Raw genomic sequence first — 24189 nt, forward strand, 5'->3', positions numbered from 1 at the left:
CCCAGCCTTACTGCGCGCGGTTGCGGATGGCGAGCAGCAGGGGAGCCACCTGGTTGGGGCGCAGCGCGATGATCAGCACCCCGGCCAGCGCCACCGCCGTGCCGATCGCCATGCGCGGCCCGAACGGGTCGCCCAGCAGGGCCACGCCGAGCGCGATGGTCGCCAGCGGCGTCATCAGGGTCAGCGGCGAGATCAGGTTCGCCTCGTAGCGCTGGACGAGGGCGTAGTAGAGGGTGTGGGCGCCCACCGAGACGACGAGGCCGGAGTAGACCACCGCCGCCAGGAACGGCCAGCCGGCGTCGAGGCCCGCCCTCACCTGCCCGGACTCGAAGAGGGCCGACAGGCCCAGCAGCGGCACGAAGGAGGCGAGCCCCACCCAGGCCTGGAACTGCAGGGGCTTCACGCCGTCCATCTGCTTCATCATCACCGCGCCCAGCGAGCCCGTGGCGGCCGAACCGACGACGAACATCAGGCCGGTGGAAAGCGCGAAGCCGTGCGGGTCCCACATCACCGCCAGGGCGCCGGCCATGGTCAGCGCGATGCCGAGGGCGCGGCGCCAGCGGATCCGCTCGCCGAGCATCATCACCGACAAGAGCGTGGTGATCGGCACGCCGAGCTGGCTGACCACGGCGGCGGCCGACGGCGTGGCGGTCTTCAGGCCGAGGAACAGCAGGGCGAAGTTGCCGCCGCCCATCAGCAGCGCCACGACGATCAGCCGCCACCGGGGCCTCGGCATCGGAAAGAGCCAGGGGAAGACCGCCAGCGCCACCACGCCGAACCGCAGGGCGGCATAGAACAGCGGCGGCGCGCCCAGGTGGCTCACCGCATACTTCGAGACGATGTTGTTCGACGCCCAGAGCAGGCAGACGAGCACGAGGACGCCGAAGTCGCGGAGGGCCATCGCTTCCGGTTAGGGCGCGCCGCCCGGCCGGGCAACCTCGGCCGCGACGGAAGGACGTGACGTCATCGTCACGCCGCGGCGCGGACCCGCTCCGGCTCGCCGTCCTCGACGGTGAACCGCGCCACGGCCTGGGAGAGGGCCTGGGCCTCGGCGGCCAGCTTCTCGCTGTCGGCGGTGGAGCGCTGGGCCATGGCGGCGTTCTGCTGGGTGAACTGGTCCATCTGGGCGAGCGCGCTGTTCAGGCCGCCGAGCGAGACGGACTGTTCGCGGGCGGCGGTGGCGATGGTGGCGATCCGCTCGGCGATGTCGGCGACCTGGCCGGCGATGCCTTCCAGCGCCTCGCCGGTGCGGCCGACCAGCTCCGAGCCCGTGGCCACGTGGCCGGTGGAGTCGGAGATCAGCGCCTTGATCTCGCGCGCCGCGTCGGCCGAGCGCTGGGCGAGCGCGCGGACTTCCGAAGCCACGACGGCGAAGCCCTTGCCGGCGTCGCCGGCGCGAGCCGCCTCGACGCCCGCGTTCAGGGCCAGGAGGTTGGTCTGGAAGGCGATCTCGTCGATCACCCCGATGATGGTGCCGATCTGCTGCGAGGACCGCTCGATCTCAGCCATGGCGGCCACGGCCTCGCGGACCACGACGCCGGACTGTTCGGCCGAGCTGCGCGCGGCGGCGGTGAGCGCATTGGTGTCCTCCGCGCCCGCGGCGGTGCCCTGCACGGCGCCGGAGAGCTCCTCCAGCGCAGCGGCGGTCTCCTCCAGGGTGGCGGCTTGCTGCTCGGCCCGGTCGGAGAGCTGGACGGCGGCGTTCGACACCTCCCCCGCCCCGTGGCGCACCGCCCCGGCCGCCGAGGCGATCTCCTGGACGGCGTCCTGCAGGCTGGCGACCGCCTGGTTGAAGTCGGAGCGGAGCTGCTCGTACTCGGTGGGGAAGCGCTCGGTGAGCTCGCAGCGCAGGTCGCCGGCGGCCAGGGCGCCGAGACCCCTGGCCAGGGCCCCCACGACGGCGGCGCGCTCGGCCTCGATCTCGCGGTGCAGCCGCTCGCGTTCCTGCGCGGCGGAGGCCTCGTTCCGGCGGGCCTGCTCGGCCTCGTGCTGGGCGGCTTCGGCGGTGGAGCGGGCTTCCGACGCTTCGCCAAGGCTGGCGACCGAGGACTCCAGCATCTTCGCGAGGTTGGCGGACGACCACATGAGCACGACGGCCTCGGCCACCAGGATCACGGCATGGATCACCACCCGGGCGAAGTCCGCGCCGCCCGGGAAGACCAGCGACGGCAGGAGGAAGTTCAGCGCCAGGTGGTGCACGGCCACCAGCGCCGCGCCGGAGGCGATGGCCCGCCAGTCGCAGTAGACGATGATCACGGCGAGCGCCGCGAAATAGGCCATGTGCATGTCGATCTGCCACGGATGGCCCGCGAAGGCGGCGACCAGCAGCGAGACCTGACTCATCAGGGCCATGGGCATGATCAGGCGCGCCAGCAGGGCCCCGCCGTGACGCCAGGCGATCAGCGTCGAGCCGCCGGCCACCACGACCGCGCCGCCGGCGAGCTGCGCCGTCGGCCCGCCGATCAGCAGGGAGGCGGCGAGCACGAGGGGCGCGAGCAGCCAGACGGCCGCCAGCATGATGCGGCCGCCCTGGCGGCGCTGTTCAGAGAGCGTCTTGAGCACGGACACGTCCTCCTGGTGCGAGGCAGCCCGCGAGCGGGCCGGGAGCGAAGACGATGAGGGCGCCGGCGTCCTGCAGGGGCCGCCCGACGGGGCCGCCTCCGGACGAGCGCACGATCACGATGGACTGGCCCGCCCCGACGGCGACCACGTCGCCGGCCGAGGCGGCGGCGGTGACGGCCGCGCCCTGTGGCCACCACGGCGGGAAGACGGCCGCGGCCTCGGCGGAGTCGCCGGGCGCCAGCGCGGCGAGGCCGACCACCGTGGTGAGGACGACGGCGGCGCCTAACGCCTTCACGGCGTCGGAGGGATGAAATCCCCGCTCGGCGACAATCGATAGCAAGATAATGTTCTCAGGTGCGACTTTTATTTCCTCATTATTGCCACGCCGCACCTTTCAACTTGGTTATCCTCGAGTGAGGATGTTGTACGGTCCACAATTATTTGCGGCATCTACATCTGGACCTGAGGCAGAGGCCGCTCAACCCGCTCGGCGGCGCACAAAGCGCAGGGCGGTGTGAGTGTCGGAGAACGACACCACCTTGTTGTCGACGAGCCCCGCGGCCTTGGCGGCGGCCATCACCTCGACGTCGCGGACCGTGGCGGCCTTGCCCTTGCGCGAGACGATCCAGAGCGCGCCGCGCGCCGCCAGCGCCGGGACGAGGTCGCCCAGGCGGGCCAGGTCTTCGGCGCTGTCGGCCGCGTAGAAGAGCAGGTCGAGGCCGGCGAGCTCGGTCACGGGCGCGGCGCCCGCGGCGGCCGGTTCGCCCGTCAGGGTCGTGTCGGCGACGCCAATGGCGGCGGCCCGCATGCCGGGCTTCACGCCGATCTTCTCCATCCGCCCCTTGGGTCTGAGGATCGCCTCGACCCACCCTGCGGCGGCCTTCTCGCCCAGGGTGAAGCGCGCACCGTCGGCCAGGACCAGGTCGGGTCCGTCGGCGCGGACGCCCGCCAGGGCCTCGCCCGCCCAGACCCGGCGCCGGGCGCCCCTGAAAACGAGACGGGGCGGCTCCAGCTGGAGCCGCCCCTCATCCGTCCCGTCGGCGAAGGTCACGCTGACCTGCGCCTCCTTGCCCATGGCTCAGGCCGCCTGGCCCAGGCTCAGGAACTCGTAGCGGGCCAGGTGGTGATCGGTGTTGCCGAAGGCGCTCTCGATCATGGTGGCGCGCTTGAAGTAGTGGCCGATGGCCATCTCGTCGGTCATGCCCATGCCGCCGTGCAGCTGGATGGCGTTCTGGCCGACGAACTTGCAGGCCTTGCCGATCTGCACCTTGGCCGCCGAGACGGCCTTGGAGCGCTCGGCGTCGTCGGCGAGCTTGATGGTGGCCATGTAGGTCATCGAGATCGACTGCTCGAGCTGGATGAACATGTCGACCATCCGGTGCTGCAGCACCTGGAAGGACGAGATCGGCTGGCCGAACTGCTTGCGCTGCTTGGTGTACTCGAGCGTGCCCTCGTGCAGCTTGCGCAGCACGCCGCAGGCCTCGGCGCAGGTGGCGGCGATCGCCTCGTCCAGCACCTTCTCGATCAGCGGCAGGCCGTTGCCCTCTGCGCCCAGGATGGCCTCGCCGCCGACCCGAACGTTCTCCAGGGTCACCTCGGAGGCGCGGGCGCCGTCCACCGTCGGATAGTCGCGCGTGGAGACACCGGCGGCGTCCTTCGGCACGATGAAGGCGTTGATCCCCTGGGCGTCGCGCTGGCCGCCGCTGACGCGGGCGGTGACGATCAGATGGCTCGCCCAGGGCGCGCCGATCACCACGGCCTTGTGGCCGTTCAGGACCCAGCCGTCGCCGTCCTTCTTCGCCGTCGTGGTCAGGTCGGCGATGTTGTAGCGGCCCTGCGGCTCGGCGTAGGCGAAGGCGAAGGTGGCCGTGCCCGCGATGATCTCGCCGATCAGGTCGGCGGCCTGCGCCGCGCCGGAGTGCTTCAGGAAGCCGCCGCCGATCACCACCGTGCCGAGGTAGGGCTCGACGACCAGCGCCTTACCCAGTTCCTCCATGACCACCATGTTCTCGATCGGGCCGCCGCCCAGGCCGCCCAGCTCCTCCGAGAACGGCGCGCCCAGGATGCCCAGCTCCTCGGCGAAGGCCTTCCACACCGCCGGGCTCCAGCCCGGCTCCTTGCCGATCACGGCCCGGCGCTGCTCGAAGGTGTAGTTGTCGGCCAGGTAGCTCGCGACCGTGTCGCGCAGCATCGACTGTTCTTCGGTGAAGCTGAAATCCATCGCCCGAACGGCTCCGTCAGAAACTCAAAAAAGGAATGGCGTCGAATGGCTGAGCTCTAGAGCCCCAGCACCATCTTGGCGATGATGTTGCGCTGGATCTCGTTGGAGCCGCCGTAGATCGAGGTCTTGCGGCCGTTGAAGTACTCGCCGGCCAGGCCGCGGGCGTAGTCGGGACCCGCCTGGAAGTTGTCGCCGAGGTCGCGCAGGAACGGCGCGCCGTAGTGGCCCACCGCCTCGAGCGCCAGCTCCTGCAGGCGCTGCTGGATCTCGGTGCCCTTGATCTTGAGGATCGAGCTCTCCGGGCCGGGGCCCTTGCCGCTGGACTCGCCGGCCAGGGTGCGGAGTTCGGTGAACTCCAGGGCCGTCAGGTCGATCTCCAGCTCCGCCACCTTCCGGCGGAAGAAGGCGTCGCCGATCAGGCTGCCGCCCGCGTCGGACCGCTCGGTGCCGGCGATCTTGCGGAGCTTCTCGAGGTTGCGCTTGGAGCGCGCCACGCCGGCGATGCCGGAGCGCTCATGGGCGAGCAGCGCCTTGGCGCAGGTCCAGCCCTGGTTCTCGTGGAAGATGCGGTTCTCGACCGGCACCTTCACATTGTCGAGGAAGACGTCGTTGACCTCGTGGCCGCCCTCCAGGGTGATGATCGGGCGCACGGTGACGCCCGGGCTCTTCATGTCGATCAGCAGGAAGGAGATGCCCGACTGCGGCTTAGCGTTCGCGTCGGTGCGGACCAGGAAGAAGCCCCAGTCGGCGAACTGGCCGAGCGTGGTCCACGTCTTCTGGCCGTTGACGATGTAGTACTCCTTGCCGTCGTCGGCGGTGATCCGCTCGGCGCGGGTCTTCAGGCTGGCGAGGTCGGAGCCGGCGCCCGGCTCGGAGTAGCCCTGGCACCACCAGACGTCGCCGTTGTAGATGCCCGGCAGGAACTTCTTCTTCTGCTCCTCGGTGCCGAAGGTGTAGATCACCGGCGCCAGCATCGAGACGCCGAACGGCAGGACCGGCAGGGCGTCCGCCTTGGCCAGCTCCTCCGACCAGATGTACTTCTGGGTCGGCGTCCAGTTGGTGCCGCCGTGCTCGGCGGGCCAGGACGGCGCCACCCAGCCCTTCTTCGCCAGCACCTTGTGCCACAGGAGGTACTCCTCCTTGGTCAGCTGCCGGTGCTCGTCCTGCGCCTTGCGCAGCTCGGCCGGATAGTTGTCGCGGATGAAGGCCCGGACCTCTTCGCGGAAGGCGTTTTCTTCAGGCGTGAAGTCGAGGTTCATGGGGCCACTCCCTGGCAAGCTTTACAGCGTATCGGCAGAAGGCGCGGACCATACGCCCCCGCCCCGCGCTTGCAAAGATGACGCTTACGTCAACGTTATCAGTCGCGCGGCGGCCGGAACTTCACCGTCATCCGGAGCACCTTCTCGCTGACGCCCACGGGCGGGGCCATCATCAGCTTGCCCTGGAGGTCGAGCGCCGCCTGGCCGAAGCCGTGGCCGCCCGGCGTCTCGCTGAGCACGGTGCAGATGATCTTGCGCTTCTCGTTGGGCTTGCATTCCACCCGCGCCTCGCCGGCCACCTTCTGCTGGCGCGCCTTCAGCGGATAGAGCCGCTCCCACTCCCACGGCTGCTGCAGGATTTTCCAGCCCCCCTCGCCCTTGATCGAGATGAAGGCGTCCTTGGGGTTGATGCCGAAGCGGATCGGGATGCGCACGCGGCCGCCGGCGACCGGCGCGCCCTGCTTCGTCCTGGCCTCCATCCGGAACTCAGGCGCAACCTTCAGGGCCGCCTCGCCGAGGCCGTAGCCGGCCGGTTCCTCCGCCGCGACCGTGCATCCGGTGAGCGCGCCGTCCGCGGCGACGACGCAGGCGATCACGGCCCGCCCCTCGATCCCCTCCTCCAGGGCCGCCTGAGGATAGTGCCTGCGCATGGCGTCCATGTTCGGCCGCCGCACCCACTGGGGGTTCTCCAGGGACGCTGTGGGCGCGGCCGGAGACTGCATGAGGAGGAACAGGGCGGCGGCGAGCGGCATGGTTCAACCCTTGGTGGCGTCCCGCCCACGTTGCCGCGCCGGCCCGGGTTCGGGAAGCCCCCCCTCGCCTTGCCAACGCCACGGAAGCGCGCGACACCTCCGCGCCCCATGCCCCGGATCGTGACGTACAATGTGCACCGCTGCGTCGGGAACGACCGCCGGCTCGACGTGGCCCGGATCGCGGACGTTCTGGCCACGCTGCAGCCTGACATCGTGGCCCTGCAGGAGCTGGACGTCGGCCGGGCGCGCACCAACCACGTCGACCAGGCGCACGAGATCGCCGACCGCCTGCGCATGGTCAGCCACTTCCACCCGGCGATGCGGGTGGAGGAGGAACTCTACGGCGACGCCATCCTCACCGCCTATCCCGAGACCCTGATCCAGACCGGGCCGCTGCCCGGCCACCCGCGGATCGTGCAGCTGGAGCCACGCGGCGCGCTGTGGATCGAGGTGGAGATCGACGGCCGCAAGGTGCAGGTGATCAACACCCACCTGGGCCTGGTGCCCAAGGAACAGCAGGTGCAGGCGGCCTTCCTGGCCGGCCCGTCCTGGCTGGAGCATCCGCGCTGCGCGGGCCCCAGGATTCTCTTGGGCGACTTCAACGCCACGGCGACCTCGATCGTCTACCGCACGCTGAGCGCCAAGCTCGAGCCGGCGCGGCGGCTGGCGCCGAGGCGCACGCCCACGGCCACCTTCCCCTCGCCCCTGCCCGTGCTCAGGATCGACCACATCTTCGTCAGCCCCGAGGTGGTGGTGGAGGACGTCTTCGTGCCCTTCGATCCGGCGTGGCGGGTGGCCTCGGACCACCTGCCGCTGGTCATGGACTTCAGGATCGCCGCAGCGCCCGCGTGACCTCGTCGGCCTCGGCCGCGCTGCTCGCATCGGCGATCCGCCGCGCCTCCTGGAACAGCCGCTCGCGCCGGCGGGCGAGGCGCCAGGAGTCGGCCGTGTCGGAGGGGTCGCCGATGTGATAGGCGGCGATGAACTCGCCGATCCCGGTCATCATCGGCGGCTCGATGGGCGCCAGGCGGCCCTCCCGATTGAGGGCGTCAATGGCCGGACCCAGCCCGCCGAACTCGGCCCGCGCCTTGGAGACCGCGTCCCCGGTCATGCCCATGAAGTGGCCCACCAGCCGGTCGCGGAAGGCGGTGATGGTGAGGCGCGCCTCCGGATCGTCCTGCTGCACCGCCAGCTCGCACTCGGTGTCGAAGCCGCCGGAGCGGTTGTTGAGATTGGCCGAGCCGACGCGGGCGATGCGGTCGTCGAACACGCTGACCTTGGAGTGGACGATGATCACCTCGCCGGCCGGCGTCGTCGGATAGAAGGCGCGGAAGCGGCCGAAGACGTCGGCCGCGCGCAGCCGCCAGATCATCGTCCCGCGCGCCCGGTCCATGGTCATCTGGTCGAACCAGCTGGGCGCCTTGCCGGTGGAGATCAGCACCACCTCCGGCCCGTCCGGCTCGCCCAGCCGCTTGGCCAGGGCCTCGCAGATCAGGGGCGAGGTGAAGTACTGGTTCTCCAGGTAGATGACGTCCCGGGCCTCGGCGATGCAGGCGAGGTTCAGCCGGCGGATCTCCTCCACCAGCGGCCGCCCCTTCCACGCCGGCTCGGTGCGGGCGATGGCGACGTCGAGGTCCTTCAGGGCCGGCGGCACGTGGTCGGGCCAGGGATCGCCCCCGGCGTCGGGCGGCGGCGCCACCTCCTCGCCGTGCTCGGCGCGACGCCAGCGCTCGCGGAACAGGTCGCCCAACGCCTTCGCCGCCGCCCCGTCGACCATCATCATCACCTCGTGCCGCGGCGCGTGGTGCTCCTGCTTGGGCATGATCCGGCGGGGCTCGTCGTCGTGGTGGTGGGCGGTGTCCCAGCGGTCCACGCCGATGTCGCCCCCGCCGCAGAAGGCCAGCCGGTCGTCGATCACCAGCACCTTCTGGTGATGGCAGGCGCCGAACGGCACCTGGTCGTCGAGGCGGAACTTCACCGGGGTCTTCTCGAACCACTTGCGCGCCTTGTGCGGAAAGAACTCCTGGCTGGCGCTGATCGGCAGGGCCGACTTCCAGATCAGCAGGCGGACGTCGAGCTCGGGCCGGGCGCGCGCCAGCTCCACGAGGATCCGGCCGACCTCGTCGGGATCGTCCGGACCGTCGTAGCCGTCGGGGAACAGCCGCGTGCGGGGATCGAACCCCCAGCCGAGCAGCAGGATCGAGCGGCGCGCCTTCTGCAGGGCGTCGAACACGGCCGTGAAATAGGCCTCGGTGTCGATCAGGAAGGCGGCGCGGTCGGCCCGCGCGGTCCGCCAGCAGGTCTCGCCGGGTCGAAGGACCGTCATCGTACTCCTTGCGCCGCACCGCCCCGTGGCGGACTTGAGGCTTCAACAAAGCCTTGTGGCCAAGGTGGGTTCCGGCTCCGCCGCGCGCAAGAAAAAGCGCGCCGCCCCGGGGGAAGCGGCGCGCTGGCCTTGCGGCCGAGGGCTCCGAGATCAGGCGGTCAGCGGGCGGCCATGTCCTTGGCCGGACCCATGTAGGCCATGCAGGCGCCGGCCAGTTCGGCGGTCAGGCGCTCGCGGCGGTCTTCGCTGCGGGCCTCGCGCTTGGCGCGGTCGTGCTCGCTGCCGGCGCGCTCGAGCACCAGGCCGTGGCGGCCCTTCTTCTGGTCCTTGAGGAAGGCGTCGAGGCCGGCGGTGTCGGCGTGGCCGACGCCCTCGGCGATGCCCTTGCAGCGGCTGGCCTTCATGTAGTCCAGGTCGGTCACGCGCTCGGCGGCGGTGGCGGCGCCGGCGGTGAGACCCAGGGCGACGAGAGCGATGGCGGCGACTTTCATTTCGTGTGTCTCCCTCAAGAAATCTGCTGAGGCGAAACTGCTCGCGAGGCCGCTTTACTTCAAATGAATTAGCCGCAATGTTCAGTAGTCGCAGATTAATATTCTGCAATGATACATCGTTGTTACTTCCCACTATAAACAGATTGTAATGTTCGACGTCACCGGGCATGAAACGCCCATGGCGCGATTTGAACTCCGGCTGGACGCCGACGCCGTCAACGCCCTGATGGCCAAGGCCTTTCCGGAGGCCGACGCCGCCGCGCTGGGCGCGGTGACGGCGCTCTCCCCCGGCCGGGCCACCCTGGTCAGGCCGTTCGCGACGCACATGCTGCGGCCGGGCCGGCTGGTCTCGGGCCCCACCCTGATGTCGATGGCCGACAGCGCCGCCTACGCCCTGATCCTCGCCCACATCGGCGAGCAGCTGATGGCGGTGACCTCGCAGCTGACGATGAACTTCCTGCGGGGCGCCAAGGCGGGGGACATCACCGCCGAGGCCGAGCTGCTGCACCTGGGCCGCCGCAGCGCGGTCTGCGACGTGCGCCTGTGGACGGAGGCGCCGGACAGGCTTGCCGCCCAGGCCGGCGTCACCTACGCCCTGCCCCTGTCATGAGCCTTCCATCGTCATGAGCCTCCCCTCGGGCCCGCCGAAGGCCATCAAGACCCCCTGCATCAAGGTCTGCGTCGTCGACGGCGAGAGCGGGCTGTGCATGGGCTGCTACCGCCAGCTCAGCGAGGTGGCCGGCTGGGCGAAGCTCACGGAGGCGGAGCGCGAGCGGATCATGGCCGAGCTGCCGTCCCGCCGCAGCCGCATCAGGCCCGAGAAGCTGGCCATGTTCCGCTGACCGCGGCCGTTCATTCCTTGCAAACCGCTGTCCCCTAACCTTCGCCGCGCAAGACCGGCCGAGCGCGGCCGCGGAACGGGTGAGCGAACGGGTGTCCAGCCTCGTCAGGTACGCGTTGGTGGCGCTGGTCGCCTCCGTCTCGGCGTTCGGCGCGGCCGGCATGGTCGTGGCGCTCGCGCCCAAGCCGCCGGAGCTGCGCGCCGCCCGCGCCGAGGCCCCCATCGCCATCGCCATCGCCCCCGAGGCCGCCGCCGGCGAGCGGGCCGAGATCGCCAAGGCGCCCGACGGGCACTACTGGGCCGACGCGGAGGTGAACGGCGAGCCGGTGCGCTTCCTGGTGGACACCGGGGCGACCGCCGTGGCGCTGACGCCGGCCGACGCCCAGCGCCTGGGCATCCGGCTGGACCAGCTGAAGTACGACTACACCGTGGGCACGGCCGCCGGTCAGACCCGCGCGGCCTCCGTCAAGCTCGCCTCGGTCTCGGTGGACGGCGCGCGGATCGACAACGTCGACGCCCTGGTCATCGAGAAGGGGCTCGACGCCTCCCTGCTGGGGATGACCTACCTAGGCCGCCTCTCCAGCTTCCAGGCCACGCGCCAGGCCCTGTTCCTGCAGCCCTGAGACCTCGGCGAGCGCCCGGTCGATGACCTCGAGGCCCGCCCCCGCCTTCACGCCCTCCACCGTGAGGATCCGCCGCCAGGCGCGCGCGCCGGGCACGCCGTGGAACAGGCCCAGCATGTGGCGGGTCATGGCCGCCAGGTGGGTCCCCTTGGCAAGCTCGCGCGCGACATAGGGCCGGTAGCGCTCCACCGCCTCGAACGGGGTGACGGTCCCGGCCTCGCCGAAGATGCGGGCGTCGGCCTGGCCCAGCAGGTCGGGCGTATGGTAGGCGGCGCGGCCCAGCATGACGCCGTCGACGTGCGGCAGGTGCCGCTCCGCCTCGTCGAGCGAGCCGATCCCGCCGTTGATGACGATGGTCAGCGCCGGCCGCTCGGCCTTCAGCCGCCAGACCAGCGGATAATCGAGCGGCGGGACGTCGCGGTTCTCCTTCGGCGATAGGCCCTTCAGCCAGGCCTTGCGGGCGTGGACCACGAAGCGGCGGACGCCGGCGGCGGCGCAGAGGTCCACGAGCCGGAACAGGCTCTCCTCCGGATCCTGCTCGTCGACGCCGATCCGGCACTTGACGGTGGCCGGGACCTTCACCGCCGCGCCGATCGCCGCCATGCACTCGGCGACCAGCTCCGGCTCGCGCATCAGGCAGGCGCCGAAGCGGCCCGACTGCACGCGGTCCGAGGGGCAGCCGACGTTGAGGTTGATCTCGTCGTAGCCCTCCGCCTCGCCGATGCGGGCGGCCTCGGCGAGGTCGGCCGGCTCCGACCCGCCGAGCTGCAGGGCCACCGGGTGCTCCACGGGATCGTAGGCCAGGAGCCGCTCGCGGTCCCCGTGGAGCACCGCCCCGGTGGTCAGCATCTCGGTATAGAGCAGCGCCCGCGACGTCAGCGTCCGGTGCAGGACCCGGCAGTGCCGGTCCGTCCAGTCCATCATAGGTGCAATAGAAAATCTGTAAGGCTGAAAAATCACGGATTTTCGTCTATCTTTCAGCATGTTATGCTGATTGCGGTTTTCGAAATTACGGCACGGAATGCGACGGAATTCGCCACGATTTTCCGCCGCGCTGCACGGGATTTGCACCCTAGAACCATGGCCACGATCATAAAGCAAAAGTCCGGTCGCTGGCGTGTCCAGCTCCGCCGGAAGGGACACTCCCTCAGCGAAACCTTCCAGCGCCGGGAAGACGCAAGGAGATGGGCCCTCGAAGCCGAACGGCAACTGGAGCGGGGCGAAGCGCCACGTCCCTCGCGCGCGACTCGCCTGAAGACGTTCGGCGACCTGATCGACCTGCACGTCGACGACATGGCCGCGGTAGGTCGCGCTCCTGGTCGCTCGAAGCACGCGACCCTGCTCATGCTGCAACGGCGGTTAGGCGACGTGCGGATCGAGCACGTGACGCGGGACCGGCTCATCGCCTTCGCCCGCGAACGCGGGGCCGAAGGCGCCGGCCCGGTGACCGTCGCTATGGACCTCAGCTTCATCAAGACCGTGCTGACGCACGCTGCGGCCGTACACGGGCTGGAGACGATGCCCGCGGCCGTGGACCTGGCGCGCGCGGGCCTGAAGCGGCTGGGTCTGGTTGGCCGCAGCAACGCCCGGGACCGGCGCCCGACCGAGGATGAGCTGGAGCGGCTGTTCGAATTCTTCGACCGCAACGATCGGCAGCTCATCCCGATGAGCCGTGTCATCCGGTTCGCGATCGCCACGGCCATGCGCCAGGAGGAGATCTTCCGGGTGAGCTGGCCTGATCTAGACACCCGGACGCGGATGTTGCTGATCCGTGACCGGAAGGACCCCCGCCAGAAGAAGGGCAATGACCAGCGTATCCCGCTGTTGGACGTGTCAGGCTATGACGCCATGGCGCTGATCGGTGAGCAGCGGACGGCCCGCTCCAACGCCGATCCGCGGATCTTCCCTTACAACCATCGCTCGGCAGGGACCGCCTTCACGAGGGCTTGCGCGTGCCTGGGCATCGAGGACCTGCACTTCCACGACCTGCGGCACGAAGGCGCGAGCCGATTGTTCGAGGCCGGCTTCCGCATCGAACATGTGGCGCTCGTCACCGGTCACAAGGACTGGAAGATGCTGCAGCGCTACACTCATCTACGGCCAGAGTCGCTGCACGCGCTGGTGGCCAGCAGAAACCCGCACGCGATGAGCGCTAGAGCGTAGCGGACAGGGACGCGCCGCTGGCGCGAAGGGGCATTGCAGCCGGACGAGGCCGAGCTGGAGAGGATGGCGGGGCTGCTCGAGGCGAGCGGCCGTTATCGCGTGCTGCGCAAGCTGCAAACGCGCGCGCCCGTGGTCGGATCGCCGAGCGCCGTGCGCAGAGGTCTCTTCGTTGACGTGGAGACCACGGGGCTCGATCCCGGCCGCCACGAGATTATCGAGCTCGCCATGGTCCCCTTCACCTACACGCTGGGGGGCGAACTGCTGGGCGTCGAAGAGCCCTTCCACAGCCTTCGCGAACCCTCGCATCCGATCCCGCCCGAGATCACCGCCATCACCGGCCTCGACGCCGCCGCCGTGGCCGGCCACGCCATCGCACCAGAAGCCGTTCACGCCTTCGCAGCGCCCGCCCACCTCGTGGTGGCGCACAATGCCGGCTTCGATCGGAAATTTCTCGAGCGCTTCTGCGAGGTCTTCACCACCAAGGCCTGGGCCTGCTCCATGAGCCAAGTGGACTGGGCGGCGGAAGGCTACGAGGGGACCAAGCTGGGCTATCTCGCCGCCGCCGCGGGCTTCTTCTACGAACGTCACCGCGCCACCCACGACTGCCACGCCGCCATCGAACTGCTCGCCCGCCCGCTCCCGAAGACCGGCCGCACCGGGCTTGCCCAGTTGCTCGACGCCGCCCGCAATCCCACCATCCGCATCTGGGCCGAGAACTCCCCCTTCGATCTGAAGGACCTGCTCAAGGCGCGCGGCTACCGGTGGAGCGGCGGCGACGATGGGGCTCCGAAGGCCTGGTGGACCGACGTCGCCGAAGCCGACCACACCGCGGAGCTCGCCTGGCTGCGGGCCGAGATTTATCGGCGGGAGGTCGAGATCGCGCACCGCCGGATCGACGCCTACGACCGATTCTCGAGCAGGCTCTGAGCACCGGCCGAAAGCACGCCATGACACACCGCCCATGACTGCAAGATATAAGGGCGCGGGACCTGGAGGTCCTTAGCGCCTGTGGGTGTTGAGGAATTTGCGGGACCCGAGGGACGCCCATGGTCCCGCGCTGGACGAAAACACCAGCCGCATCAACGGCGATCGCGGGACCATCCCCTGACACACCGCTTCGTTCACGAAGGGGAAGAGGCTTTCGCGACACGCCGAGCCCGAGCCGGCCGGCGGGAGCGGGTCAAGGCTGCGGCCGCCAGGCCGCACCGCGCAGCGGCGGCGAAGCCGGCCTTGACGCGCTCGCAGAGCCGGCCGGCATGCTCGCGCGGCGAGCGATAGCCGCCCGGTCGAGAAGTTCGATCAGCTCGACACGAACATCCGTGCGATGCGCTCCACCACCGCAAGCGTCGGATTGCGGCGGCCTCGCTCAAGCTGCCCCACATAGGTGAGCGCGAGCTCGACTTCGTCAGTGAGGGCCTCCACGAGGGGGAGAAAAGACCTGAACGGATGAATCATTTTTCGTGCTGCTCGGTCCGCCTTTGCCTTCCTAACGGACCGGCCTGACCTAGTCGGTCAACCCAGGCCGCGTGCTGGGGCCAGCTGACTAGCAGGCCCCCGCCTGCTTCGCTCTGCGCGCGAGTAGAGAGCGGATCTCTCAGGAACACGAACCAGCCGAACGCAACTGCGGTCGGTCAGGCCAGTCCCGACTCCGCTTGGTCGCGGCGCGCGAGCGCGGCGGCGATCTGCCCGTGCCGCCTTCGGTCCAGATCGTAGGGGATCATGAACGCGAGCCCGACGAACAGCACGGCGAGCATCACTGGAGCATAGGCGCAGCCGAGCCGCGTCAGGGCTTCCGCCGGGACGGCCGAAGGATCGGCCCTGGCGGGAAACCGGATCACGTCGACGATGACCCCGGCGACCGCGCCGCCGAGGCCGAGCGACGCCTTGCGGCAGAAGGCGTTCACCCCGAAGAAGAGCCCCTCCGCCCGCCCCTCGTGCCGGTGGTCGTACTCGTCCGCCACGTCAGCCAGCATGGCCGCGGACAACACGACAGGCAGCGCGCCGATGAACCCAACTGCGAAGGAGGAACTCAGGAGGATCGGCAGCAGAACCGGGTCCCCGTTCGCCGGCAGGACCCCGGCGAGCCGCAGGATCGTGGGCAGGGAGCCTGCGATGCAAGAGCCGGCGACGCCGGCCATGTAGACGGCCTTCTTGTCCCAGCGGTTCGCCAGCGGACGCGCAAGCGGGATGCCGATGATGAAGCCGAGCGTGGTCGCATAGAACATGAACTGCACCTGCTGGGGCGGAAGCCGCCAGAAGTAGGTGTTCATGTGCAGGGCGAGCGCGAACTGGACGCCGTTGTAGGCGTACATGATCAGGAGCGCGACCCACAGCGCCCGCAGGGAGGGGATGGTCCAGGCAAGCCGCAGGGTCCGCCAGACGCCGGGCTGGGCCGGGGACGGGCCGGCGGGCGGCATCCGGGCCAAGGTGATCTTCTGGGTCCCGAGGGCCGAACCGACCACGAACAGCACCACCAGGACCCCCAGCGCGATGGCGAAACCCGAATAGGCCGCGGGGTCGAGCTGGCCGTTCTCGAAGCCCGGGCGCTTGGCGAAGAACACCGAGAAGGCGAGGAAGAGCGCCAGGATGCGGCCCACATAGGCGAACAGCGTCCGCCAGCCCCCGACCGCCACCCGTTCCTGGAAGTCGCGGCTGAGTTCCGCCCCGAGCGCCATGTGCGGCACGAAGTAGAGCGTCATGGCGAACCGCGCGGCGATGGCAAAGGCGGTGAGCCAGAGGAACAGGCCGGCCTCGCTCAGGGCCGGGGGCTGGAACAGGCCGAGCAGCGCCAGGGCGAGCGGGATGGGCGCGGCGTAGAGGAACGGATGCCGGCGGCCCAGGCGGGTGCGGGTCCGGTCGGACCAGGCGCCGACCATCGGGTCGGAGATTCCGTCGAACAGCAGGGCGACGAACAGGGCCAGGCCGGTGAGCGTGCCCGACAGGCCGACCACCTGGACGTAGTAGAAGAAGAGGAAGGTCTCCAGGGCCGCGGTCTTGATCCCCTCGCCGGCTTCGCCGAGGCCGTACAGGAATCGGATGCGGACGGGCAGTCGCCCGGCTGCGCTCGGACCCGTATTGCCGGATCCAGCGGCGTTGTCGGCCGTCGTCATGGGCTCTCCCTGGACTCACTCGGCCACAGCTTCTATCGGCTGCGCTCGCCCGGGTGACTTTCGCCACCGGGTGGCACGAAGCGGGGTTGGGCGGCGGGTGTCAAGCCCATTGGTCTAGACTAGGATCGAACGATGAATGACGTGGGACTCAGGGCGCGCAAGATGGCGCGGACCCGCGACCAGATCGCGGACGCGGCGCTGAAGCTGTTCAGCGAGCGGGGCTACGAGGCCACCACGCTGGAGGAGGTCGCCGAACGTGCGGATGTCCACAAGCGCACCCTGCTCCGCTACTTCCCGACGAAGGCGCACCTCGTGCTCCACCGGCAGTACGCGGCCCTCGAGGAATTCCGCGACCTAATGGCGGCGCGCGGCGCCAAGCCGACGCTGGATGTGTGGCAGGACCACGTCATCCACCACGCCCGCCAGGTGATGCAGCGCGGCGCCTACGCCGACATGCGGCAGATCGCCGGCAGCGAGCCCGCGGTGGGACCGGCCTACCTGGCGATCCAGGAGAGCTACCAGATCCTCATCGCCGCCGGGCTCGAGGCCGACTTCCGGGACCGGCCGGACGCGCAGATCGTCTCCAAGGTGGCCGCAGCCGCCCTGGTAGGCGGCAACTATGCGGTCGCCCAGATGCTTTTCGCCCAGGGCGCCTACGCCGACCTCGAGACCACCGAGCGGAAGGTGCTGCGGATGGTCCGCGAAGGCCTGCTCGGCGGCTGAGCCTCCCCTGTCAAGCGGTGACGCGGGCGATCACGTCATGGAAGTTGCCAGCGCGCGGATCCCGCCCGGCCCGATCCCCACGTACCGTCATGAGGCCTCGCTCGCGTAGGTCCTGGGCCATGGCGCCAAGTTCCGCGGCCCGCTCCGGTTCGCCCCGAGTGTCGAAGCGGCCGAGCGGCACGCAGGCCGCGTAGTCGATGGTGATCTTCACCTCGACGTCGTCGCGCTCGGTGGCGCCGAACTCGACCCTGCCGTCCCTCACCACCGCGTGCCAGGCGATCGGCCGCCCGTCCGGCGACAGGTCCGGCGGAGGGTCGGTGAAGACCTCGCAGAGCGACCAGGCGACGTCGCGGGGCAGGCTCGCTACGCGCTCCACGATCAGGCCATGCATGAAGGCCATCCATCCCGGGCTGGCGAAGGCGTACTTCATGGCGCTCACGAGCCTCCGAACGTGTAGCGGACCTCGACCCCGTACGTCCGCGGCTCGGCGTAGATGACCGTGCCGGTGCCCAGGGAGTGGAGCTGGGTGACGGTGGTCAGCTTGTAGTTCACGTCGGTCAGGTTGTTGACGAAGGCCGCTGCGCTCCAGCTGGTCCCGCGGATGTTGCTCCAGTCCGCGCGGACGTTGATCCGCTCGAACCCCTTCTGAGACACCGCCTCCAGCACCCCGGGCCCGTAGACCTCGATGTTGCGCTGGGCCGCGTCAGAGAAGTACCGGCGCGACTGCTTGTAGACCGTGCCCTGCAGGCTCGCTTCGCCGAGGTCCGGGTCGATCGGCAGGGTGTACTTGGCCGTCAGGCTTCCTTGGTGCTTGGAGATGTTGGGGAACGGGTTGGAGGTGAGGTCGATCAGGCAGAGGGAGGCGCTGGACGGCGCCACGCAGCGGGCGTTGCCGGGGGTGATCAGGGCCAGGGGATCCGCCCCGACCCAATCCGTGAACCGCGGCTTGGCGTAGGCGTAAGAGCCAGAGAAGTCCCACGGGCCCAGGGCCAGCTGGCCCTGCAGCTCGGCGCCCTCGATCACCGCGGCCGAGGCGTTGACGATGTAGGTCGTGGTCACGCCCGCAACGGCGGCCGAGAACGTCCGCTGGATGTCGGAATATTCGGTGCGGTAGAGCGCGCCGTTCAGCCGCGCCCGGCCCTCCCCGACGCCGAATTCCCACTTTGCGCCCAACTCGTAGTCGCGGACGGTCTCCGGGTCGTATTCCGGCCGGAAGTTCGGCAGCCCGGTCGAGTTCAGCACCAGGTTCAGGCCGCCCGGCCGATAGCCCTTGCGGGTGGCGCCGTAGACCAGCAGGTCCCGCGTCACCTGGGCGTCGAGCGTCAAGGTGGTGTTGGACCCGTCGCTCTTGGTGAAGCTGCGGCTGCGGTTGGGGCCCGGGACATAGCGGCCGGACGGCAGCTCGGTCACGACGTTGCGGGTGAACAGCTCCGACTTGTCCCAGGACTTGCGGTAGCCGTAGGTCAGGCGAAGCGCCTCGATGAACGGGGCGACGAAGGAGATGTCCGCCGTCGCCTGGCCGTAGACCGCCTTCTGGGTGGTCTTGCCGCCGTCCGAGAAGGGGAAAGAGGGATTGTAGCCAAGGGTGACCAGGGTGACCCCAGAGTTGACCCGGCTCAGGTTGCGGATCCCGCCGAGGCTCACCGGGTTGGGGTTCTCCTGGTAATAGCCACCGATGCTCCAGACGAGCCGCTGGTCGCCCACCTCCCCGCGCACCTGGGTCTCGTTGCTGTAGACCTTCTGGTAGGGCCCCGCGCCGAGCACCGCCCGGTTGCCGGACTGCTGCGCGGCCACCGAGAAGGCGTAGGCCGCGCCCTGCGGCACGGAGACGGAGGACTGGATAAGACCGCCCAGGCCGTCCACGTCCCAGCCGGTGTAGCCCTTGGCGGCCTGGTAGCCGAAGATGTTGCGGATCGACACGGTCGTGAGGTCCAGGACCTTGCCGAGGTCCAGGGAGGTCTGGTTCACGAACGTCCACTTCCGGAGCGTCTCCCGCTGCTCCAGGAACGGGTCCGACGGCGTCCGCCGGATGGCGTCGTGGCCGCCGGTCCGCAGGCGGTTGTACTCGGCCTCGAGCGCGGGCCGCAGGGTCGCGGCGATCCGCAGCCGCTGGTCGATGCAGGCGTTCACGTTCGGCGACAGGCCGGCCGCCACGGCCTGGTTGCACACCGCTCCGAACCTCTGGGCGCCCACCGCCGCCCCGTTTGGCGCGTCGAGGCTGGCCGGCAGGTTGAAGATAGCCAGGTTCGGGTTGATGGCCCCGACCGTCGCGCCTGAAGAGGCTTGGTCGACATTGTAGTAGTCGAGGACCGCATAGTTGGTGAGCCGGCCATCGAAGCCCTTGAAGTTGACGCTGAACCGCGCCTCCTCGCTGTTGTTCTCCGACAGCCTCTCGTTGGAGGGAAAGGCGCGGACATAGCCGTCGAGGTGGTCCTTGTGGATCGCCGCCCGGATCGCGAGCATGTCGTCGATCAGCGGGATGTTGACGATGCCGGTGGCGCGCAGCAGGCCCAGGTTGCCGCCGCTCGCCTCCACGGAGCCGTAGTAGTCGTTGAATTCCGGCTTGGCCGGCTCCACCAGGACGGCGCCGGCCGTGTTTGCGCGGCCGAACAGGGTGCCCTGCGGACCATTCAGCACCTGCACCGACGCAATGTCGTAGAGGGGTGCGGCGCTCTCGGTCGGCCCGCCGGGGATCTCGGCGAAGTAGGTCTGGGTGCCGCCGGCAAGGCCGCGGATCGAGAAACCGCCGGACAGGCGCCCGAAGCTGGTGGTCATCTGCACCGACGGGGCAGCGAACATCACGTCGGTGGTGGTGACGATCCCCTGCTCGCGGATTGCCTCCGCGCCGATGGCGGTGACTGCGACCGGAACCTTCTGGAGGTCTTCCGCCACCCGGCGGGCGGTGACGACCACCTCGTCGAGGGCGGTCGATTCGCTGGCGGTCTGTGCGCCGGCCGGCAGTGCCACCGCGACGGCGGCCACACCGCAAAGAAGCCCCGCCAGACGGCGGCGGCCTGGGTAAACCCGCATCCCCTTGTCCTCCCTGGTTCGTTCTTATTGGCGCTTAGGCGCTTATGTCACTCAGTAGCAAAAGCGGACCCGTGGCGGATGTCAACAGCGCCGCGCACCCACGATTTGGTGACACCGCGCGCCACTTGACACTGAGTGGCACTTTCGTTTGCATTCTCTCAAACAGGAGGAAAGCGCATGCGGATCGACAACTGGACGGCCTGTCCGGACCTAGTGGACGTCTATAGGGACATCGAGGCTCTGGGTCTGGAGAAGCATCTGGCGGAGCTGGAGGCCTTCGGCTTCACCGTCATCGAGAAGGCGCTCGACGACGACACCACGGTCGCCATGCGCGACCGCATCCTCGCGCTGGCGGAGAAGCGGCTCGGCAACAGCCTCGATCTCGAGAACGAGACCGAGCACAAGGAGACCAAATACGCCCAGTACCTGCTGTTCGAGGACCCGATGTTCAAGGAGGCAGTCACCAACCGGAAGACGCTGGCCCTTATCCGCTACCTGCTCGGCAAGCGGTGCATCCTGTCGAGCCTCGGCAGCCACGTGAAGGGTCCCGGTGGCCCGGGCCTCCTGCTGCACTCGGACAACGGCAACGGCTACCCCGACCCCTTCCCGCCCTATTCCCAGGTGGCGAACGTCAACTTCTGCATGACCGACTACGCCGAAGAGAAGGGCGCCTTCGCGGTCGTCCCGGGCAGCCACCGGCATGCCCGTCAGGTCACGCCCGCGGAGCGCGGCCTCGACGGCAACGAACGCAACCCGCACGCCATCGCCGTGGAGGTTCCCGCAGGCTCGGCCATCGTCTTCCACGGCAACACATGGCACGGCTCCTTCCCGCGCAAGGTCCCGGGCCTGCGGGTCAACCTCGCCGCCTTCTACTGCCGCGAGTACATCCAGCCGCAGGAGGACCGCACCCATGTCCCGGACGGGTTCCTGGACGGCGACGCGGACGCGGAACTGGCTGGTCTGCTCGGCCGGGACCTGATCCACGGGTGGAAGGAGGAAGGCCCCAAGAAGCTCTACGAGCGCCGCCAGGAGGACGTCGGCCGGGTGCGCAGCTGGCAGAGTTGATCCGCCGGGCTTCGCCCCACGGCGCGCCGCGGCCGGCGTCGGATGACGGTCATCCTACGGCGCTCCGAATGAGGGCGAGGCCCGCTGAGAAGCGGGCTGCTCTCAAGCCGGATCTACAGACTGGAACCGTGAATCTGTCTGTAGGTCCGGCGCCGTCATAGGCCGAGGTCGGAGAAGCCAAACCTGGCGCCGATGGCGCAGTTGAACAGGGCCAGGTTGCGAGGACGCCCGCTCGTCTCCAACTGCTTAGCGATCGCCCAGATGTGCTTCGGCTTCAGCGGCGCCTTTGGCCGAACGATGCTTCCCCCATTCCAGGGCTTCTGCGGGCCAGCAGACGTTCTCAACGCCCATTGAGAGTCGTCAGCATACGCAATGCGGCCAAGCTCGCTTGGAGTGCTGCGACGCGTGAACGGATAGGGAAGCGAACGCGAACTCAGTGCACTATTTTTGCACCCGACTTCGCCTAAGTCATTGATCTATTTCGTTCTCTCCGCCCAGTCCATCATCGGGGCGACGGACAGTCTGTGGGGCGGGTGGGTCAGCGGGTTTCCCTTGGAAATCAGCGGGCCTGGGCGACGTCGAGGCGCCTTGTAGCCGAACCCGAGGGGCTTTCGCCACTTTCGGGCGTCCGAAACCGCCGCGGCGGCTTGGCCGTCAGGGCGGGCGGCGCCAAGGTGGGGCCCTGGCCGGCGGAGGGGACTAGGCGCGGATGGCTGAGCCCTATGACGTGATCGTCGTCGGCTCCGGGGCCGGCGGGGGGATGAGCGCCTACCACCTGACCCGCTCGGGCCTGAAGGTGCTGATGCTGGAGGCCGGGCGGGACTACGATCCCGTCGCCGAGACCCCCATGTACAACATCCCCGCCGAGGCCCCGCTGCGCGGGACCTCCACGCCGGACAAGCCCTTCGGCTTCTACGACGCCACGGTGGACGGCGGCTGGGAGGTGCCCAACGAGCCCTACACGGTGGCGGAGGGTTCGGAGCCCTTCATCTGGTGGCGGCCCAGGATGCTGGGCGGGCGGACCAACCACTGGGGGCGGATCTCGCTGCGGTTCGGGCCGCTGGACTTCAAGCCCCGAAGCCGCGACGGCCTGGGCCACGACTGGCCGATCACCTACGACGACCTCGCGCCCTGGTACGACCGCACCGAGAAGCTGATCGGGGTGACCGGCGCGGGGCCGCCCCGGAACCTGACGAACACCCCGGACTCGCCGCCGGGCTGCCTGCTGGCGGCGCCGCCGCCGCGGGCCTTCGAGCTGTTCTACGCCCGCGGCTTCGAGGCCATGGGCATTCCGGTGGTCCCCATGCACGGGGCGGTGGTCACCGAGCCGATGGAGGGGCGCAACACCTGCGTCTTCGCCACCGCCTGCGGCCGCGGCTGCGCGATCGGGGCCAACTTCCAGTCGACCACCGTGCTGCTGCCGCCCGCCGTGGCGACCGGCAACCTGACCATCGTCACCAACGCCCTCGTCTACCAGGTGGACCTCGACCGGGCCGGCAAGGCGAAGGGCGTCACCTACGTGGACCGGGTGAGCGGCGCGCACCGCTCGGCCACGGCGCGCGCGGTGGTGCTGGCGGCGGGTTCGGGGGAGACGGCGCGGATCCTGCTGAACTCGAAGAGCCCGAAGTTCCCGGACGGCCTGTGCAACGACCACGGCATGGTCGGCCGCTACCTGATGGATTCGGTCGGCCTGAACGTCACCGGCCAGTTCCCGGCGCTGGAGGGCCTGCCGCCGACCAACGACGACGGGATGAGCGTCTCGCACACCTACGTCCCCTGGTGGGGCTATGACCGGCACGCGGAGCTCGGCTTCCCGCGGGGCTATCACGTGGAGATCGGTGGCGGGCGCGGCATGCCCTCGATGAGCACGGCGCGGCTGCTGCCCGAGGACGACGTCAGCGTCGGCGAGGCGCTGCGGGCCCGCCTTCGCCAGCGGTACGGCAGCGTCATCAGCTTCAACGGCCGCGGCGAGATGATCCCCAACGACGACTGCTATTGCGAACTCGACCCGACGGTGAAGGACCGCTGGGGCATCCCCGTGCTGCGGTTCCACTGGAAGTGGGGCGAGGCCGAGACCCGGCAGGCTGCGCACATGGCTAAGACCTTCCTGGAGGTGATCGACCGGCTGGGCGGGACGCCGCTGGGCGAGGTCGAGCGCGACGGCCGCAAGGCGATCTCCAAGGGCGGCGAGATGATCCACGAGGTGGGCACGGTGCGGATGGGGGCCTCCGAGCAGGACTCGGTGGTCAACCAGTTCGGCCAGGCCTGGGCGGTCCCGAACCTGTTCGTGACCGACGGGGCGGTGCTGGTCTCGAGCCCGGACAAGAACCCGACGCTGTCGATCCTGGCGCTGGCGTGGCGCTCCAGCGACCACCTGGCGACGGTGGCCAAGCAGGGGGCCATATGAGCGACGGATACGTCTCCAAGGTCGACCGGCGCACGGCGCTGGCCTGGATCGGCGCCGCCGGCGCGGCCGTGGCGGGGAGCGTGGGCCTCGCCGTCTATGGGGCCGGCGACCGCGCGGAGGCCAAGGCCTACGGCACGGATCCGAACCTGGTGAAGCCCGCCCCGGCCCCCTGGCCGCGGCTGCTGTCCAAGGACGAGCTGCAGGCGGCCGCCGTCCTCGCCGACTTCATCCTGCCGGCCAGCGCCACCGCGCCGGCGGCGAGCGCCCTGGGCATCCCCGACTTCATCGACGAGTGGGTGAGCGCCCCCTACCCCGACCAGGTGAAGGACCGGGTGGTGATCAGGAACGGGCTGCAGCGGATCATGCCCGCGCTGCTGGCCGGCGGCCCGCGGCGGGACGCGGCGCTGGCCGCCCTGCCCCGCGCGGCGGACGAAGCCGCGCTGACCTTCTTCAAGCGGTTCCGGGCGCTCACGGTGGGCGCCTACTACACCACCGAAGCCGGCTTCAGGGACATCGGCTACATCGGCAACCAGGCGCGCGCCACCGACCCCGGCCCCTCGGCCGAGGTGAAGCTCGCCCTCGAGGAGCGCCTGAAGGCGCTGGGTCTCTAGGAGGA

Annotated in this window: 24 protein-coding genes; 10 read left to right on the forward strand and 14 right to left on the reverse strand. The window is 69.7% G+C overall.

Going from position 1 to position 24189, the window contains the following annotated elements:
• Positions 1-7: 7 nt before the first annotated feature.
• The 7 genes from VM685_RS15175 to VM685_RS15205 all read right to left on the reverse strand — a co-directional run bounded on the left by VM685_RS15175 (position 8) and on the right by VM685_RS15205 (position 6794).
• Complete coding sequence (locus VM685_RS15175) at positions 8-901, reverse strand: DMT family transporter (protein WP_325461012.1); 894 nt, start codon at positions 899-901, stop codon at positions 8-10.
• A 68-nt stretch (positions 902-969) separates the two neighbouring features.
• A complete protein-coding gene (locus VM685_RS15180; RefSeq protein WP_325461013.1) occupies positions 970-2562 on the reverse strand; it encodes a methyl-accepting chemotaxis protein in 1593 nt (530 codons plus the stop codon).
• Positions 2543-2857 carry a hypothetical protein gene (locus tag VM685_RS15185; protein WP_325461014.1) on the reverse strand — a complete coding sequence of 105 codons (315 nt, stop codon included), beginning with the start codon at positions 2855-2857 and terminating at the stop codon, positions 2543-2545. The genes VM685_RS15180 and VM685_RS15185 overlap by 20 nt, the downstream gene beginning before the upstream one ends.
• Positions 2858-3040: 183 nt before the next feature.
• Positions 3041-3637, reverse strand: coding sequence for a DUF3052 family protein (locus VM685_RS15190; protein WP_325461015.1), 597 nt, complete (start codon positions 3635-3637; stop codon positions 3041-3043).
• A 3-nt stretch (positions 3638-3640) separates the two neighbouring features.
• Positions 3641-4783, reverse strand: coding sequence for an acyl-CoA dehydrogenase family protein (locus VM685_RS15195; RefSeq protein ID WP_325461016.1), 1143 nt, complete (start codon positions 4781-4783; stop codon positions 3641-3643).
• 56 nt (positions 4784-4839) lie between these two features.
• On the reverse strand, positions 4840-6042 hold the full coding sequence (locus VM685_RS15200) for an acyl-CoA dehydrogenase family protein (RefSeq protein WP_325461017.1): 1203 nt from the start codon (positions 6040-6042) through the stop codon (positions 4840-4842).
• 98 nt (positions 6043-6140) lie between these two features.
• Complete coding sequence (locus VM685_RS15205; protein WP_325461018.1) at positions 6141-6794, reverse strand: energy transducer TonB; 654 nt, start codon at positions 6792-6794, stop codon at positions 6141-6143.
• A 108-nt stretch (positions 6795-6902) separates the two neighbouring features.
• Between VM685_RS15205 and VM685_RS15210 the strand changes: the two genes are divergently transcribed.
• Complete coding sequence (locus VM685_RS15210) at positions 6903-7646, forward strand: endonuclease/exonuclease/phosphatase family protein (protein ID WP_325461019.1); 744 nt, start codon at positions 6903-6905, stop codon at positions 7644-7646.
• Here the strand turns inward: VM685_RS15210 and VM685_RS15215 are convergent.
• The gene (locus tag VM685_RS15215) at positions 7621-9120 is read right to left on the reverse strand and encodes a phospholipase D-like domain-containing protein (protein ID WP_325461020.1); all 1500 of its coding nucleotides are present in this window, start codon (positions 9118-9120) and stop codon (positions 7621-7623) included. The genes VM685_RS15210 and VM685_RS15215 overlap by 26 nt on opposite strands.
• Before the next feature lie 158 nt (positions 9121-9278).
• Positions 9279-9611: a hypothetical protein gene (locus VM685_RS15220; protein WP_325461021.1), complete on the reverse strand. Its 333-nt coding sequence runs from the start codon at positions 9609-9611 to the stop codon at positions 9279-9281.
• A gap of 178 nt (positions 9612-9789) precedes the next feature.
• Between VM685_RS15220 and VM685_RS15225 the strand changes: the two genes are divergently transcribed.
• The 3 genes from VM685_RS15225 (at position 9790) to VM685_RS15235 (ending at position 11075) form a co-directional block, all read left to right on the forward strand.
• On the forward strand, positions 9790-10221 hold the full coding sequence (locus VM685_RS15225; RefSeq protein WP_325461022.1) for a PaaI family thioesterase: 432 nt from the start codon (positions 9790-9792) through the stop codon (positions 10219-10221).
• Between the two features lie 13 nt (positions 10222-10234).
• On the forward strand, positions 10235-10453 hold the full coding sequence (locus VM685_RS15230) for a DUF1289 domain-containing protein (protein ID WP_325461023.1): 219 nt from the start codon (positions 10235-10237) through the stop codon (positions 10451-10453).
• A 91-nt stretch (positions 10454-10544) separates the two neighbouring features.
• Positions 10545-11075 carry a TIGR02281 family clan AA aspartic protease gene (locus VM685_RS15235; protein WP_325461024.1) on the forward strand — a complete coding sequence of 177 codons (531 nt, stop codon included), beginning with the start codon at positions 10545-10547 and terminating at the stop codon, positions 11073-11075.
• On the opposite strand, the gene dusA is transcribed toward VM685_RS15235, so the two are convergent.
• The gene (gene dusA / locus VM685_RS15240; protein WP_325461025.1) at positions 11019-12059 is read right to left on the reverse strand and encodes a tRNA dihydrouridine(20/20a) synthase DusA; all 1041 of its coding nucleotides are present in this window, start codon (positions 12057-12059) and stop codon (positions 11019-11021) included. The two genes, VM685_RS15235 and dusA, sit on opposite strands and share 57 nt — an antisense overlap.
• A 3-nt stretch (positions 12060-12062) precedes the next feature.
• On the opposite strand from dusA, the gene VM685_RS15245 reads away from it, so the two are divergent.
• Positions 12063-13238, forward strand: a complete 1176-nt coding sequence (locus VM685_RS15245; protein WP_325461026.1) for a site-specific integrase — start codon at positions 12063-12065, stop codon at positions 13236-13238.
• 33 nt (positions 13239-13271) lie between these two features.
• On the forward strand, positions 13272-14165 hold the full coding sequence (locus tag VM685_RS15250) for a 3'-5' exonuclease (protein ID WP_325461027.1): 894 nt from the start codon (positions 13272-13274) through the stop codon (positions 14163-14165).
• Between the two features lie 372 nt (positions 14166-14537).
• Here the strand turns inward: VM685_RS15250 and VM685_RS15255 are convergent, their stop codons facing one another.
• Both VM685_RS15255 and VM685_RS15260 read right to left on the reverse strand, forming a co-directional pair.
• Positions 14538-14693, reverse strand: a complete 156-nt coding sequence (locus VM685_RS15255) for a helix-turn-helix transcriptional regulator (RefSeq protein WP_325461028.1) — start codon at positions 14691-14693, stop codon at positions 14538-14540.
• A gap of 176 nt (positions 14694-14869) precedes the next feature.
• Positions 14870-16348, reverse strand: coding sequence for an MFS transporter (locus VM685_RS15260; protein ID WP_325461029.1), 1479 nt, complete (start codon positions 16346-16348; stop codon positions 14870-14872).
• A gap of 132 nt (positions 16349-16480) precedes the next feature.
• Between VM685_RS15260 and VM685_RS15265 the strand changes: the two genes are divergently transcribed.
• Positions 16481-17071, forward strand: coding sequence for a helix-turn-helix domain-containing protein (locus VM685_RS15265; protein ID WP_325461030.1), 591 nt, complete (start codon positions 16481-16483; stop codon positions 17069-17071).
• 10 nt (positions 17072-17081) lie between these two features.
• Here the strand turns inward: VM685_RS15265 and VM685_RS15270 are convergent, their stop codons facing one another.
• Entirely contained in the window at positions 17082-17510 is a 429-nt protein-coding gene (locus VM685_RS15270) for a hypothetical protein (RefSeq protein WP_325461031.1), read from the reverse strand.
• Positions 17507-20053: a TonB-dependent receptor gene (locus tag VM685_RS15275; protein WP_325461032.1), complete on the reverse strand. Its 2547-nt coding sequence runs from the start codon at positions 20051-20053 to the stop codon at positions 17507-17509. The genes VM685_RS15270 and VM685_RS15275 overlap by 4 nt, the downstream gene beginning before the upstream one ends.
• A gap of 225 nt (positions 20054-20278) precedes the next feature.
• On the opposite strand from VM685_RS15275, the gene VM685_RS15280 reads away from it, so the two are divergent.
• From VM685_RS15280 to VM685_RS15290, 3 genes are all read left to right on the forward strand, one after another.
• Complete coding sequence (locus VM685_RS15280; RefSeq protein WP_325461033.1) at positions 20279-21166, forward strand: phytanoyl-CoA dioxygenase family protein; 888 nt, start codon at positions 20279-20281, stop codon at positions 21164-21166.
• 709 nt (positions 21167-21875) lie between these two features.
• Positions 21876-23573, forward strand: a complete 1698-nt coding sequence (locus VM685_RS15285; RefSeq protein ID WP_325461034.1) for a GMC family oxidoreductase — start codon at positions 21876-21878, stop codon at positions 23571-23573.
• Positions 23570-24184 carry a gluconate 2-dehydrogenase subunit 3 family protein gene (locus VM685_RS15290; RefSeq protein ID WP_325461035.1) on the forward strand — a complete coding sequence of 205 codons (615 nt, stop codon included), beginning with the start codon at positions 23570-23572 and terminating at the stop codon, positions 24182-24184. Before VM685_RS15285 ends, VM685_RS15290 begins: the two co-directional genes overlap by 4 nt.
• Positions 24185-24189: the final 5 nt, after the last annotated feature.

Source organism: Phenylobacterium sp. (assembly GCF_035539035.1).
Classification (GTDB): Bacteria; Pseudomonadota; Alphaproteobacteria; order Caulobacterales; family Caulobacteraceae; genus Phenylobacterium.

Bases quoted from the DNA above. Each gene is read 5' to 3' on its own strand.
- VM685_RS15175 (WP_325461012.1), bottom strand. From the start codon at position 901: ATGGCCCTCCGCGACTTCGGCGTCCTCGTGCTCGTCTGCCTGCTCTGG.
- VM685_RS15190 (WP_325461015.1), bottom strand. From the start codon at position 3,637: ATGGGCAAGGAGGCGCAGGTCAGCGTGACCTTCGCCGACGGGACGGAT.
- VM685_RS15195 (WP_325461016.1), bottom strand. From the start codon at position 4,783: ATGGATTTCAGCTTCACCGAAGAACAGTCGATGCTGCGCGACACGGTC.
- VM685_RS15200 (WP_325461017.1), bottom strand. From the start codon at position 6,042: ATGAACCTCGACTTCACGCCTGAAGAAAACGCCTTCCGCGAAGAGGTC.
- VM685_RS15205 (WP_325461018.1), bottom strand. From the start codon at position 6,794: ATGCCGCTCGCCGCCGCCCTGTTCCTCCTCATGCAGTCTCCGGCCGCG.
- VM685_RS15210 (WP_325461019.1), top strand. From the start codon at position 6,903: ATGCCCCGGATCGTGACGTACAATGTGCACCGCTGCGTCGGGAACGAC.
- VM685_RS15215 (WP_325461020.1), bottom strand. From the start codon at position 9,120: ATGACGGTCCTTCGACCCGGCGAGACCTGCTGGCGGACCGCGCGGGCC.
- VM685_RS15220 (WP_325461021.1), bottom strand. From the start codon at position 9,611: ATGAAAGTCGCCGCCATCGCTCTCGTCGCCCTGGGTCTCACCGCCGGC.
- VM685_RS15225 (WP_325461022.1), top strand. From the start codon at position 9,790: ATGGCGCGATTTGAACTCCGGCTGGACGCCGACGCCGTCAACGCCCTG.
- VM685_RS15230 (WP_325461023.1), top strand. From the start codon at position 10,235: ATGAGCCTCCCCTCGGGCCCGCCGAAGGCCATCAAGACCCCCTGCATC.
- dusA (WP_325461025.1), bottom strand. From the start codon at position 12,059: ATGCTGAAAGATAGACGAAAATCCGTGATTTTTCAGCCTTACAGATTT.
- VM685_RS15245 (WP_325461026.1), top strand. From the start codon at position 12,063: ATGCTGATTGCGGTTTTCGAAATTACGGCACGGAATGCGACGGAATTC.
- VM685_RS15255 (WP_325461028.1), bottom strand. From the start codon at position 14,693: ATGATTCATCCGTTCAGGTCTTTTCTCCCCCTCGTGGAGGCCCTCACT.
- VM685_RS15260 (WP_325461029.1), bottom strand. From the start codon at position 16,348: ATGACGACGGCCGACAACGCCGCTGGATCCGGCAATACGGGTCCGAGC.
- VM685_RS15265 (WP_325461030.1), top strand. From the start codon at position 16,481: ATGAATGACGTGGGACTCAGGGCGCGCAAGATGGCGCGGACCCGCGAC.
- VM685_RS15280 (WP_325461033.1), top strand. From the start codon at position 20,279: ATGCGGATCGACAACTGGACGGCCTGTCCGGACCTAGTGGACGTCTAT.
- VM685_RS15285 (WP_325461034.1), top strand. From the start codon at position 21,876: ATGGCTGAGCCCTATGACGTGATCGTCGTCGGCTCCGGGGCCGGCGGG.
- VM685_RS15290 (WP_325461035.1), top strand. From the start codon at position 23,570: ATGAGCGACGGATACGTCTCCAAGGTCGACCGGCGCACGGCGCTGGCC.